This is a genomic window from Micromonospora sp. BL1, from assembly GCF_003667485.1.
GTDB lineage: Bacteria > Actinomycetota > Actinomycetes > Mycobacteriales > Micromonosporaceae > Micromonospora > Micromonospora tulbaghiae.
The window spans coordinates 1-12,581 of record NZ_RCVK01000355.1 but is presented as its reverse complement, the minus strand read 5'-3'; the positions used below and the strand labels follow the sequence as shown (position 1 = coordinate 12,581).

Below are 12,581 nucleotides of genomic sequence, written 5' to 3'. Positions count from 1 at the left end.
GTCGTGGAGTGGGGCGGGCGGGCTGCCTACCATCGGCTGATGACCGACACGACGAGGAGCGCCCGCGGCGGCGTCCCCGAGCGTCCGAGCCTGGACGGCCTCGAGGAGACCTGGGCCCGCCGCTGGCAGTCCGACGGCACGTACGCGTTCGACCGCACGAAGGAGCGGTCGGACGTATACGCGATCGACACTCCCCCGCCCACCGTGTCGGGCGAGCTGCACATGGGACACGTCTTCTCGTACACGCACACCGACACGGTGGCCCGGTTCCAGCGGATGCGCGGGCGGACCGTCTTCTACCCGATGGGCTGGGACGACAACGGGCTGCCCACCGAACGCCGGGTGCAGAACGTTTACGGCGTGCGTCCCGACCCGGCGCTGCCGTACGACAGGGACTGGCGCCCGCCCGCCGCACCGGTGGACGACGCGGCCCGGAAGAACCCGACGGCGATCTCCCGGCGCAACTTCATCGAGCTGTGCGAACTGCTCACGGTGGAGGACGAGAAGGCGTTCGAGGCGCTGTGGCGGCGGCTCGGACTGTCCGTGGACTGGTCGCTGACGTACACCACGATCGGGTCGGCGGCCCGCGCGGCCAGCCAGCGCGCATTCCTGCGCAACCTGGCCCGGGGCGAGGCGTACCAGGCCGAGGCGCCGACGCTGTGGGACGTCGGGTACGGCACCGCCGTCGCGCAGGCGGAGCTGGAGGACCGGGAGCGGCCGGGCGCGTACCACCGGCTGCGGTTCACCGGCCCCGACGGCCGCGAGGTGCTGATCGACACCACCCGGCCGGAGCTGCTGCCGGCCTGCGTGGCGCTCGTCTGCCACCCGGACGACGAGCGGTACGCGGACCTGGTCGGCGCGGCTGCGCGTACCCCCGTCTTCGGGGTCGAGGTGCCGGTGCGGGCGCACCCGCTGGCGGACCCGGCCAAGGGCACGGGCATCGCGATGGTCTGCACGTTCGGTGACCTGAACGACGTCACCTGGTGGCGTGAGCTGCGGCTGGACACCCGCGTGGTGATCGGCCGGGACGGGCGCCTGCTGCCGGAGCCGCCGGCCGGCGTGCCGGCGGAGCCCTACGCGGCGCTGGCCGGGCAGACGGTCAACGGCTCCCGGCGGACGCTCGTGGAGCTGCTCGCGGACGCGGGCGACCTGGTGGGCGAGCCGCGGCCGATCACCCATCCGGTGAAGTTCTACGAGCGCGGCGACCGGCCGCTGGAGATCGTCTCGACCCGGCAGTGGTATCTGCGCAACGGCGGCCGGGACGCCGGCCTGCGCGAGGAACTGCTGGCCCGGGGCCGGGAGCTGCGCTGGGTGCCGGAGCACATGCGGCACCGGTACGAGCACTGGGTGGGCGGTCTCACCGGTGACTGGCTGGTCAGCCGGCAGCGGTTCTTCGGCGTGCCGGTGCCGGTGTGGTACCGGCTCGACGACGTTGGCGAGCCGGACTGGTCCCACCCTCTCACACCGGACGAGGCGATGCTCCCGATCGATCCGACGAGCGAGCCGCCGCCCGGGTACGAGGAGTCGCAGCGCGGCGAGCCGGGCGGTTTCACCGCCGACCCGGACGTGCTGGACACCTGGGCCACCTCGTCGCTGACCCCGCAGATCGTCGGCGGCTGGGAGACCGACCCGGACCTGTTCGCCCGGGTCTTCCCGATGGACCTGCGCCCGCAGGGGCACGACATCATCCGCACCTGGCTGTTCGCCACGGTGGCCCGGTCCCACCTGGAGCACGGCGCGCTGCCCTGGCACACGGCGGTGCTCTCCGGCTGGATCCTCGACCCGGACCGCAAGAAGATGTCGAAGTCCAAGGGCAACGTGGTCACGCCGATGGCGCTGCTGGAGCGCAACGGGTCCGACGCGGTCCGCTACTGGGCCGCCAACGGCAAGCCGGGCATGGACCTCGCCTTCGACCCGGCCCAGGTCAAGGTGGGCCGCCGGCTGGCCACCAAGCTGCTCAACGCGTCGCGGTTCGCGCTCGGGCTGGGCGCCGCCGACGCGCTGCGGGCCGCGGCGACCCAACCGCTGGACACCGCGATGCTCGCCGAACTGTCCGGCGTGGTCGCGACCGCGACCACCGCCTTCGACGGGTACGACCACACGGCCGCCCTGATGGCCACCGAGGCGTTCTTCTGGCGGTTCTGCGACGACTACATCGAGTTGGTGAAGGAGCGCGCCTACGGCACCGGGCCGGCGGCCGACTCGGCCCGGGCGGCGCTGGCCACCGCGTTGTCGGTGCAGTTGCGCCTGTTCGCGCCGGTGCTGCCGTTCGTCACCGAGGAGGTCTGGTCGTGGTGGCGGTACGGGTCGGTGCACCGCGCGCCCTGGCCGACCACGTACGAGGTGGGCCGCGCGACGCAGGCGCCGGGTGACCCGGAGCTGCTGCGGCTGGCGGCGGACGCGCTGGGTCAGGTGCGCCGCGCCAAGTCGGAACGGAAGCTGTCGATGAAGGCGGACGTGCCGCTGGCCGAGGCGCTCGGACCGGCGGCGGTGCTCGACCAGCTCGGTACGGTCGCCGGCGACCTGCGCGCGGCGGGCCGGATCGCGAAGCTGGACCTGCTGCCCGACCGCACCACCGAGCTGGTCATCGCGTGCGCGTTCTGACGAGCTGATCTCGCCTCGCGCGTTCTGACCGGGCGGGCGGCCGGCGCGAAGCCGCCCGCCCGCCCGAGGGTCAGCTCGTCTCGCCGGCCACGCTGAACGAGCGCAGGCGGTCGATCGCCAGCACCGTGAACCCGACCGCGACCAGGGCGGTGAGCACCGCCGCGACCGGCACCGAGACGGTGGTGCCGAGCAGCGGCGTCGGCGCCATCCGGTCGGCCAGGGCGATCACCCACTGCTGGATCGACAGCACCCGGGTGCCGCCGACGAACCGGCCCAGCAGCCCCTCCCAGATCAGCACGTAGACCAGGCCGAGCAGCACCGGACGCCGGGTAACCAGGCTGAGCGCCAGGAACAGCGCCGAGTACGCGAGCGCGCCCGCCGCCGAGGCGGCGACGAGTGCGAGCCCGAGGCGTACCGAATCGGCGAGCACGCCCGCGACGTAGATCGGGACGCCGACGGTGACCGCTGTGACGCCGGCCGCGACCGCCAGCTTCGGCAGCACGATCTGCCAGCGCGGCAGCGGCTTGGTGAGGATGTGCACGACGGTGCCGTCGTCGATCTCCGCGCCGAGCACGCCGGTGCCCACGATCAGCGCCACCACCGGCAGCACCACGGCGAGGCCGAGGCCGACGAGCACCGGCGGCCCCCACTGGCCCGGGTCGACGCCGAGCGACCGGCAGAGCACCGCCAGGCCGATCAGGACCAGCGGCAACGGCAGGAGCATGAGGAACCGGCTCCGGCCGAACAGGCCGCGCGCGGTGATCCAGGTGACTGTCGACATCATGCCTCCACCAGATACGAGAAGACGCTCTCCAGCGACTCGTCCTCCGGCAGGAGCTGCCGGACCCGGATGCCGTGCCGGAGCGCGATCCGGGGCAGTGCCCGGGTGAACGCGCCGTAGTCGCCGGCCTTGACGGTCAGGCCGGTACGGTCCAGCTCGACGCCGGAGACCGACGCCTCGGCCATCAGCGCCACCGCCAGCGCCCGGTCGTCGGTGGAGCGCACTCCGAACACGTGCGGCCGGTTGGTCATCAGGCGGCGGATGGTCCGGTAGTCGCCGGAGGCGGCGAGCCGGCCCGCCACCATCACCTGGACCGTGCCGGAGACCTGCTCGACCTCCTCCAGGATGTGCGAGCTGAACAGGATGGTCCGCCCCGCGTCGCCGAGCCGGTGCAGCAGCGCCATCATGTGCAGCCGCTGGCGCGGGTCCATCCCGTTGAACGGCTCGTCGAGCAGCAGCACCTGCGGGTCGTGCACGAGCGCGGCGGCGACGCGGGTGCGCTGCCGCATGCCCTTGGAGTAGGTGCCGATCCGGCGGTTCTGCGCGTCCTCCATCTCGACCAGCTCGATCGCCCGCCGGGCGGCGGCCTCCGGGTCGGGCAGCCGGTGCAGCTTCGCGCTGGCGAGCACGAACTCGTACGCGCTGAGGAACGTGTGCACCGCCTCGCGCTCGCTGACCAGGCCGAGTCGCCGGTAGACGGCGGGGTTGCGCCAGGTCGGCTCCCCGTCCAGCGTCACGGTGCCCCGGGACGGGGACAGGAAGCCCGCCATCATGTGCAGCAGCGTGGTCTTCCCGGCGCCGTTCGGGCCGAGCAGGCCGGTCACGCCGGGGCCGAGCCGCATGGTGACGTCGTTGACCGCCACCACGTTGCCGTACCAGCGGGAGACGCCCGCCAGGTCGAGCGTGCTCGTCGCGGCGGCGGGCGCGCCGGCCGTCGACTGGGTGCTGATCGCCGTCATCGGGCGGCCACCTTCCGGTATCGCAGGAGCAGCAGGCTGACGCACGCGGCGACCAGCAGGACGGCGGCCACGGCGTAGACCGGTCCGAAGTCGCCGATCGGCATGCCGCCCCGCCCCTGGGTCAGCCGGTCGCCGAGCGCCCAGTTGCCCACGCCGCCGACGAGCGTCGGCGGGGAGGCCACGAAGGCCAGCTCGTTGATCGTCTGCGAGGGCAGGATGGACAGCACGCCCACGACCGGCGTGGTCATCAGGAACACCGCCACGATGCCGCCGGCGGCGAACGCGCGCTTGCCGGTGAGCGAGGCGACCAGCAGGGCGATCGAGGCGAACACCACCGCCCAGAGCCCGGCGTAGAGCAGGCCGGGCAGCAGGTCGAGCAGCTCGTCCCACACCCCGCCGATACCCCGCTTCGTGGTGAACGCGGCGCCGAGGAACATCACCAGCTGCGGGCCGCCGAGCAGCAGCCACAGCGCGGTGACGAGCGCCAGCAGCTTGGACAGCGCGTAGTCGCCGCGCGGCAGCGGCCGGGAGAAGTACAGCGGCAGCACGCCGCTGCGCAGGTCGCGGGAGACCAGCTCGGGCGCGGCCACCGCGGCGAAGAAGATGACCAGCCAGCTCATCGCGTCGGCGAACTGGGCGTACGTCATCACCACCTCGCCGATCTGGCTGCGTACCGCGGTGACTCCGGCGGCCACCACGGTGACCACGGAGACGACCAGCCAGGGGAAGATCTTGGCCTTGGCGCTGCGGCCGAGCCCGAAGACGGTACGCACGCCGTGCAGGTAGAGCGCGCCGAACACCTGCCGGCGGCCGAGCCGCGGGCCGGTGTAGCGCTGGTAGCCGATGTCGTGGATGACCCCGGTCGCGTCAGACATGGCTGGGCTCCCTCGCGGCGAAGAGTTCGGCCACCCGGTGCCGCCGCTGGTCCAGCCGGTGCAGCGGCAGGTCCAGCTCGGCGACCGCGCCGAGGATCTGGTCGTAGGTGGCGTCGTCGGCGAGCGGGACGAGCAGCAGCCGCCCGTCGCGGGTCACCGGCAGGTCGAGCGCGGCGAGCCGGGCGGCCAGTTCCTCGGTGCCCTCGCTCACCTCGACGGCGAGCACGTCGGTGGCGGTGGTCATGGCGGACACCCGGTCGGCGCGCAGCAGCCGGCCGCCGTCGATGGCGACGAGCGTGTCGCAGATCCGCTCCACCTCGCCGAGCAGGTGCGAGCAGACCACCACCGAGATGCCGAACTCGGTGCCGATCCGGTGGATCAGCGCGAGCATGGCGTCCCGGCCGGCCGGGTCGAGGCCGTTGGTCGGCTCGTCGAGCAGCAGCAGATCGGGATCGTGTACGAGCGCCTGGGCGAGCTTGACGCGCTGCTTCATGCCGGTGGAGTAACCACCGACGGCCCGGTGCCGCTCCTCGTGCAGACCGACGTGGCGCAGCGCCTCGGAGGCCCGTTCCCGGGCGACGGTGCGCGGCAGCCCGCTGATCCGGCCCAGGTGGGTGACCAGCTCGGCGGCGGACAGGTCGGGCGGGAGGGCGTCGTGCTCGGGCATGTAGCCGACCCGGGCGCGGACCGCGGCCGGGTCGGTGGTGGGGTCGAGGCCGAGCACCTGTACCCGGCCGCTGGTCGGCGGGAGCAGACCCAGCAGGATCTTGATCAGAGTGGACTTGCCGGCGCCGTTCGCGCCCACCAGCCCGATGATCCCCGGCTCGACCGACACGGTGAGGTCGGCCAACGCGGTGACCCGGCCTCCGTACGTCTTGGTCAGCGACTCGGTCGCGAGCAGTGTCACGCCGTTCAGCGTAGAACTCCGGCGCTGGCCCGGAGCCCTTCCCGACCCCTGCGATCCCCTGATCCTCGGTCGCCGCAGCCCCTAGGTGGCGGGCACGGGATGGTGGGGTGGCGACCGCTCCGGGATGCTGCCACCGTGTGCGGCCGACTCGACGGGGGCGACATGAGCGACGGTGCGGACCGGCTGGTGAGCCGGGGCACCTGGGAGGTCCGGGCCCGGGTGATCCAGGCCGGGTGGGCGCTGGACGCCCGCCTGCCGCTCGTGGTGCGCTGCGCGGCCGACGGTGGCGCGCCCCGGGTGGAGGACTCGCGCCGGCTGCGGTCCCGTCTCCGCCGCGCGGTCCGTCGGATACGGGACCGCGCGCTCGGCCGGTCGGCGCGCGCCGGCAGCCGTTCGCAGGATCGACCGGCCGCCGCCCGCCGGTAAGGATTCGGTGACCCCGGTTCGTCCTCGGCGCGGTCGCCGGACACGCGATCACCGGGAGGCCGGGTGGCGCTCTCGACCGATCGCCGGTGGGCTGCGAAACTGTGTGCCGGCCGGTGAGTTGGGGGTTCGATGAGCAACGGGTGGCTGCTGCCCGAGGACGTTCTGCGGGATGCGCCGTCGTACGCGCCCAGGCCCGCTGAACTGGCCGATCTCCAGTTGTTGCTGAGCGGGGCGTACGCGCCGCTCACCGGTTTCATGAGCCGGGCCGACCTGGCCTCGCTGAACCGGCGCGGCCGGCTGGCCGACGGCACGCCGTGGCCGGTGCCGGTGACGCTCCAGGTGCCGGCGGCACTCGCCGACGGGCTGGACCCGGCCGACCCGGCCCGCCGTGCGGTGGTGCTCACCGACGGTGAGGGCGCGCCGGTGGCGGCGATGGACGTGACCGACGTCTGGCCGGGCCGCGAGGGCATGGTGGGTGTCGGCGGCGCGGTGCGCCGACTGGGCGACGGCGGCCATGGGCCGTTCCAGCGGCTGCGGCGCGGCCCTGACGAGGTGCGCGGCCTGCTGCCGCCGGGCCGGGTGCTCGGCGTGTTCGCCGACCGCCCGCTGCACCGGCCGCAGCTGGCGCAGATCGCGCACGCGGCCCGTACGCTCGGCTCGCACCTGCTGGTGATGATCCCGGTGGGCGAGGAGTCGATCGGCGGCCTGCCGGCCGAGTCGCTGGTGCGCAGCGTGTTCGCCGCCCGCGACCGGATGCCCCCGGCGACGCTCGTGGCGGTGCCGCTGGCCCGGCGGCGCGACGAGATCAGCGACGCGCTGCTGCGGGCCCGGGTCGCCGCCGCGTACGGGGTGACCCACCTGCTCTCCACCGAGGGCATGCTCTCCGGTGCCGGCCTGCGCGTGCTGGTGCCCCGCGAGCTGGCCTACGACAACCGGGACGGGCAGTGGCGCTGGCGTGAGGACATCCCGCCGCGCAACCGGCGGCTGGCGCTGAGCACGCGCGAGATCGACGACCTGCTGGACCGCGGTTTCCCGCTGCCCGAGTGGCACACCCCGCCGGCGGTGGCGAAGGAACTGACCCGGGCCCGCCCGCCGCGACGGCACCGGGGCCTGGTGATCTTCCTGACCGGCCTGTCCGGCTCGGGCAAGTCGACGATCGCCCGCGGGCTGGCCGACGTGCTCCGCGAGCAGGGCGACCGCACGATCACGCTGCTCGACGGCGACGTGGTGCGGCGGGAACTCTCCGCCGGGCTGGGGTTCAGCAAGGCCGACCGGGATCTCAACGTGCGCCGGATCGGCTGGGTGGCCGCCGAGATCGCCCGGCACCGGGGCGTCGGCATCTGCTGCCCGATCGCGCCGTACGCGGCGGCCCGCGCCACCGCCCGGGAGATGGCCGAGACGGCTGGGGCGGGCTTCCTGCTGGTCCACGTGGCGACGCCGCTGGCGGTCTGTGAGCAGCGCGACCGCAAGGGCCTGTACGCCCGCGCCCGGGCCGGCCTGATCACCGGGATGACCGGCATCGACGACCCGTACGAGGAGCCCACCGACGCCGACCTGGTGGTGGACACCTCGGACCTGAGCGTCGAGGAGGCCATCGGGAAGGTGATGGAGCACCTGACCGAGACCGGCTGGGTGGAGCCCCGCCTCCAGCCCGCCTGACCGTCTCACCGCCGGGCCCGTCCCGGCCTGCGAGCACCTCGACCGCCGTCGTCCGGCTTCCGGACGGCGGCGGCCTCGCATCACCCCTCGCTGCGCGGTAGTGTTCGTCTTTGTTGGAACACGTTCGACCGCGTGGAGTGCCCGCGTGGTCGGTGAGGCGCGGAGGTGGGCCGGGGATGCTGGCGCGGCAGCGGCAGACCGCCATCCTGGAACGACTGCGCCGCGCCGGTGGCGTCCGGGTCACCGAGCTGGCGGCCGAGTTCGGCGTCTCCGACATGACCATCCGGCGCGACCTGGACACGCTGCACGAGCAGGGCCTGCTCGCCAAGGTGCACGGGGGCGCGACACCCGCCGGCCCCGGCTCGACCGACGAGCCCGGCTTCCACGCCAAGTCCGTCCGCCAGTCCGCCGAGAAGGCCGCCATCGCCGACTACGCCGCGGGGCTGGTCCGGCCCGGCGCCGCGATCGCGCTCTCCGCCGGCACCACCACCGCCGAGCTGGCCCGGCGGCTGGTGGACGTGCCCGGCCTGACGGTGGTCACCAATTCGCTGCCGGTGGCGGAGGCCCTGCACGTCGGTGGCCGGCCGGACCAGACGGTGGTGCTCACCGGCGGCGTCCGCACGCCGTCGGACGCGCTCGTCGGCCCGCTCGCCGTGGCCGCGATCGCCGCGCTGCACCTGGACCTGCTCTTCCTCGGCGTGCACGGGATCAGCGAACGGGCCGGGTTCACCACGCCCAACCTGATGGAGGCGGACACGAACCGGGCACTCGTGGCAGCGGCGGACGGGCTGGTCGTGCTCGCCGACCACACCAAGTGGGGCACCGTCGGCATCTCGTCGATCGTGCCGCTGGACGCGGCGGACGTGCTGGTCACCGACGACCGGTTGGCACCCGAGGCCCGACGGGTACTCGACGACAGGGTGGGCGAGCTGGTGACGGTGCCCACGACGAGGGGGGCGGAGTGAAGCGTACGCAGATCGCGCTGGCCGACGGCCGCGAGCTGATCTACTTCGACGAGCGGGACGACGCGGTCCGCGACCAGCCGGACCGGCGGGATCTGCCCCCTCCCCCGCCCGCCTCGCAGCTGCGGTACGACCCGCTGACCGACGAGTGGGTGGCGGTGGCGGTGCACCGGCAGACCCGCACGTTCCTGCCCCCGGCCGACCAGTGCCCGCTGTGCCCGTCCCGGGGTGAGCGGCACAGCGAGATCCCGGCGCCCGACTACGACGTGGTGGTGTTCGAGAACCGGTTCCCCTCGCTGAGCCAGCGGGTGGCCGACGAACCGGCCGAGATCACGCCGTTCACCCCGGTACGCCCCGGGCGCGGCAGGTGCGAGGTGGTCTGCTTCACCGACGACCACAACGCCTCGTTCGCCCGGCTCTCCCCGCGCCGGGTGCGGACGGTGCTGGACGCGCTCGCCGACCGCACCACCGCGTTGAGCGCGCTGCCCGGTGTGGAGCAGGTCTTCCCGTTCGAGAACCGGGGCGTGGAGATCGGGGTGACGCTGCACCACCCGCACGGGCAGATCTACGCGTACCCGTTCGTCACGCCGCGCACCCGCAGCATGCTGGCCGCCGCCCGGCGGTACGCCGACCGCACCGGGGGCAACCTCTACGCCGACGTGCTGGCCACCGAACGCGCCTCCGGGGAGCGGGTGGTGGCGAGCAACGAGCACTGGACCGCGTACGTCCCGGCGGCGGCCCGCTGGCCGTTCGAGGTGCACGTGGCGCCGCACCGGCCGGTGCCGGACATCCCGGCGCTCGACGACGCCGAGCGGGACGCCTTCGGGCCGCTCTACCTGGATCTGCTGCGCCGCTTCGACGGGCTGTTCGACCTGCCCATGCCGTACATCGCGGCCTGGCACCAGGCGCCGGTACGGATCGACCGGGAACTGGGCCACCTGCACCTTCAGCTGTTCAGCATCCGGCGGGCCAAGGACAAGCTGAAGTACCTGGCCGGGTCGGAGTCCGGCATGGGTGTGTTCATCAACGACATCGCCCCGGAACGTGCCGCCGAGCTGCTGCGCGCCGCCTGAGCCGGCCGCCGCGGCCGGAGCTCGGCGAGGCTGGAGCGGGAGGCACGCCCCGCACAACAGGGCGCGGGGGGCCCGGGACAGGGCCCCCCGCAAGGGAAGGGACGGCTGGACGAGACTGGCATCGCGTCCACCCGGTACAACGAGCCCGGCCCGGACCCGGTGACGCACCGGGCCCGGACACCACGGAACCCGCCGGCGCGTGCCGGCGGGCTCCGTGGTGATCGACGGGAGTGATCAGGCGGCGAGCTTGCGCGCCAGGTTCTCGTCGAGCGCGTTCATGAACTCGTCGGTGGTCAGCCACGGGGCGTCCCGCGAGATGAGCAGCGCGAGGTCCTTGGTCATCTGGCCGCCCTCGACGGTGTCCACGATGACCTTCTCCAGCGTGTTCGCGAACTCGGTGACCGCCGGGGTGCCGTCCAGCTTGCCCCGGTGGGCCAGGCCCCGGGTCCAGGCGTAGATCGAGGCGATCGGGTTGGTCGAGGTCTTCTCGCCCTTCTGGTACTGCCGGTAGTGCCGGGTGACGGTGCCGTGCGCGGCCTCCGCCTCTACGGTGCGGCCGTCCGGGGACAGCAGCACCGAGGTCATCAGGCCGAGCGAGCCGAAGCCCTGCGCCACGGTGTCGGACTGCACGTCACCGTCGTAGTTCTTGCACGCCCAGACGTAACCGCCCTCCCACTTGAGCGCGGCGGCGACCATGTCGTCGATCAGCCGGTGCTCGTAGGTGAGGCCGGCCGCGTCGAACTCGGCCTTGAACTCGTTCTCGAACACCTCGGCGAAGATGTCCTTGAACCGGCCGTCGTACGCCTTGAGGATAGTGTTCTTGGTCGACATGTAGACCGGGTAGTTGCGGTCCAGGCCGTACCGGAACGAGGCGCGGGCGAAGTCCCGGATCGACTCGTCGTAGTTGTACATGCCCATGGCGATGCCGCCGCCGGGGAAGTTGGCGACCTCCATCTCCATCGGGGTGCCGCCGTCGGCCGGGGTGTAGGTGATGGTCACCGTGCCCGGGCCGGGGACGACGAAGTCGGTGGCCTTGTACTGGTCGCCGTGCGCGTGCCGGCCGATGATGATCGGCTTGGTCCAGCCCGGGACGAGCCGCGGCACGTTCGACATGATGATCGGCTCGCGGAAGACCACGCCGCCGAGGATGTTGCGGATGGTGCCGTTCGGCGACCGCCACATCTTCTTCAGGCCGAACTCCTCCACCCGGGCCTCGTCCGGGGTGATGGTGGCGCACTTGACGCCGACGCCGTGCTCCTTGATGGCGTTGGCGGCGTCGACGGTGACCTGGTCGTCGGTGGCGTCGCGGTGCTGGATCGACAGGTCGTAGTAGTGCAGGTCGACGTCGAGGTAGGGCAGGATCAGCTGCTCCCGGATCTGCTTCCAGATGATCCGGGTCATCTCGTCGCCGTCGATCTCCACGACCGGGTTGTTTACCTTGATCTTCGCCATCGGCCGGCGCTCCTCTCGGGGGACACGTGCTCAAGCAGTACGAGCGTACTGGAAACTGGCCGGCAGTCCCCAGGCGGCCCGGGTGGGCCGCCGGAAAAGCGGGCTGCGCCGCGCCTCGGGCCGCTGGCATCATCGTCCGATGCCGCACAGCCGCACCCTCGGGTCTATCACGGTCACCGCGCTCGCCGACGGTGAGGGGCCCTTCTTCCAGCCCCGCGGCGAGGCGTTTCCCGACGCGACCCAGGCGCACTGGCAGGCCGCCGACCGGCTCGACCCGGGTGCCGTCACCGACGACGGCCGGTGGTGGCTGCGGTTCCGCGCGTTCGCGGTGCGGGTCGGCGACGGGCCGGTCACGCTGGTCGACACCGGCATCGGTCCGGCCGACTCGCTCGCAGCGAGCTGGGCGCCGGTACCGGGCCGGCTGCCGGCCGAGCTGGCGGCCGCCGGGATCGACCCGGCCGACGTCCGCACCGTGGTCCTCACCCACCTGCACACCGACCACGTGGGCTGGGCCGGTCCGCTGTTCCCGAACGCCGATCACCTGATCCAGCGCGCCGAGGTGGACGCGCTGGAGCTGTTCCACCCGGAACTGCCGGCCCGGCTGCTGACGCCGTTGCGCGCCGCCGGCCGGCTGCGGGTGGTCGACGGCGAGACGCCCCTCACCCCGGAGGTACGGCTGCTGCACACGCCCGGCCACACGCCGGGTCACCAGTCGGTGCTGGTCGAGGCCGACGACGAGCGCCTCCTGATCACCGGCGACCTGCTGGTGCACGCGATCCAGTTGGTCGACCCGGAGCTGGCGTACGCCCACGAGGAGGCTCCGGACACGGCCCGCCACTCCCGCACGACCCTGCTGGCAACCCTCTCCCCCGCCACCCTGGCC

General features: G+C 73.3%; 11 protein-coding genes. 6 read left to right on the top strand and 5 right to left on the bottom strand.

The window, feature by feature from the left end:
* Positions 1-39 precede the first annotated feature (39 nt).
* A complete protein-coding gene (gene valS / locus EAD96_RS27075; RefSeq protein WP_121686231.1) occupies positions 40-2,604 on the top strand; it encodes a valine--tRNA ligase in 2,565 nt (854 codons plus the stop codon).
* 70 nt (positions 2,605-2,674) lie between these two features.
* Here valS and EAD96_RS27070 read toward each other — a convergent pair whose 3' ends face one another.
* Genes EAD96_RS27070 through EAD96_RS27055 form a run of 4 tightly spaced genes read right to left on the bottom strand, consistent with a single transcriptional unit; the run spans position 2,675 to position 6,126 of the window.
* Entirely contained in the window at positions 2,675-3,385 is a 711-nt protein-coding gene (locus EAD96_RS27070; RefSeq protein WP_013288490.1) for an ABC transporter permease subunit, read from the bottom strand.
* Positions 3,385-4,344, bottom strand: coding sequence for an ABC transporter ATP-binding protein (locus tag EAD96_RS27065; RefSeq protein ID WP_121686230.1), 960 nt, complete (start codon positions 4,342-4,344; stop codon positions 3,385-3,387). The genes EAD96_RS27070 and EAD96_RS27065 overlap by 1 nt, the downstream gene beginning before the upstream one ends.
* The gene (locus EAD96_RS27060; protein ID WP_121686229.1) at positions 4,341-5,219 is read right to left on the bottom strand and encodes an ABC transporter permease; all 879 of its coding nucleotides are present in this window, start codon (positions 5,217-5,219) and stop codon (positions 4,341-4,343) included. The genes EAD96_RS27065 and EAD96_RS27060 overlap by 4 nt, the downstream gene beginning before the upstream one ends.
* The gene (locus tag EAD96_RS27055; RefSeq protein ID WP_091426126.1) at positions 5,212-6,126 is read right to left on the bottom strand and encodes an ABC transporter ATP-binding protein; all 915 of its coding nucleotides are present in this window, start codon (positions 6,124-6,126) and stop codon (positions 5,212-5,214) included. Before EAD96_RS27055 ends, EAD96_RS27060 begins: the two co-directional genes overlap by 8 nt.
* Before the next feature lie 162 nt (positions 6,127-6,288).
* Between EAD96_RS27055 and EAD96_RS27050 the strand changes: the two genes are divergently transcribed.
* The 4 genes from EAD96_RS27050 to galT all read left to right on the top strand — a co-directional run bounded on the left by EAD96_RS27050 (position 6,289) and on the right by galT (position 10,246).
* Positions 6,289-6,552 carry a hypothetical protein gene (locus EAD96_RS27050; RefSeq protein WP_121686228.1) on the top strand — a complete coding sequence of 88 codons (264 nt, stop codon included), beginning with the start codon at positions 6,289-6,291 and terminating at the stop codon, positions 6,550-6,552.
* A 129-nt stretch (positions 6,553-6,681) separates the two neighbouring features.
* On the top strand, positions 6,682-8,211 hold the full coding sequence (gene cysC, locus EAD96_RS27045) for an adenylyl-sulfate kinase (protein ID WP_120573192.1): 1,530 nt from the start codon (positions 6,682-6,684) through the stop codon (positions 8,209-8,211).
* Positions 8,212-8,387: 176 nt separating this feature from the next.
* A complete protein-coding gene (locus tag EAD96_RS27040) occupies positions 8,388-9,176 on the top strand; it encodes a DeoR/GlpR family DNA-binding transcription regulator (protein WP_121686227.1) in 789 nt (262 codons plus the stop codon).
* The gene (gene galT / locus EAD96_RS27035; RefSeq protein WP_120573190.1) at positions 9,173-10,246 is read left to right on the top strand and encodes a galactose-1-phosphate uridylyltransferase; all 1,074 of its coding nucleotides are present in this window, start codon (positions 9,173-9,175) and stop codon (positions 10,244-10,246) included. The genes EAD96_RS27040 and galT overlap by 4 nt, the downstream gene beginning before the upstream one ends.
* 234 nt (positions 10,247-10,480) lie before the next feature.
* Here the strand turns inward: galT and EAD96_RS27030 are convergent, their stop codons facing one another.
* Entirely contained in the window at positions 10,481-11,698 is a 1,218-nt protein-coding gene (locus EAD96_RS27030; protein ID WP_120573189.1) for an NADP-dependent isocitrate dehydrogenase, read from the bottom strand.
* A gap of 139 nt (positions 11,699-11,837) precedes the next feature.
* Here EAD96_RS27030 and EAD96_RS27025 point away from each other — a divergent pair.
* The coding region (locus tag EAD96_RS27025; RefSeq protein WP_121686226.1) for an MBL fold metallo-hydrolase at positions 11,838-12,581 on the top strand (744 nt) is incomplete at its 3' end.

Coding starts and splice junctions, on each gene's coding strand:
- EAD96_RS27070 (WP_013288490.1), bottom strand. CDS start 3,385: ATGTCGACAGTCACCTGGATCACCGCGCGCGGCCTGTTCGGCCGGAGC.
- EAD96_RS27065 (WP_121686230.1), bottom strand. CDS start 4,344: ATGACGGCGATCAGCACCCAGTCGACGGCCGGCGCGCCCGCCGCCGCG.
- valS (WP_121686231.1), top strand. CDS start 40: ATGACCGACACGACGAGGAGCGCCCGCGGCGGCGTCCCCGAGCGTCCG.
- EAD96_RS27040 (WP_121686227.1), top strand. CDS start 8,388: ATGCTGGCGCGGCAGCGGCAGACCGCCATCCTGGAACGACTGCGCCGC.
- EAD96_RS27050 (WP_121686228.1), top strand. CDS start 6,289: ATGAGCGACGGTGCGGACCGGCTGGTGAGCCGGGGCACCTGGGAGGTC.
- cysC (WP_120573192.1), top strand. CDS start 6,682: ATGAGCAACGGGTGGCTGCTGCCCGAGGACGTTCTGCGGGATGCGCCG.
- EAD96_RS27060 (WP_121686229.1), bottom strand. CDS start 5,219: ATGTCTGACGCGACCGGGGTCATCCACGACATCGGCTACCAGCGCTAC.
- EAD96_RS27030 (WP_120573189.1), bottom strand. CDS start 11,698: ATGGCGAAGATCAAGGTAAACAACCCGGTCGTGGAGATCGACGGCGAC.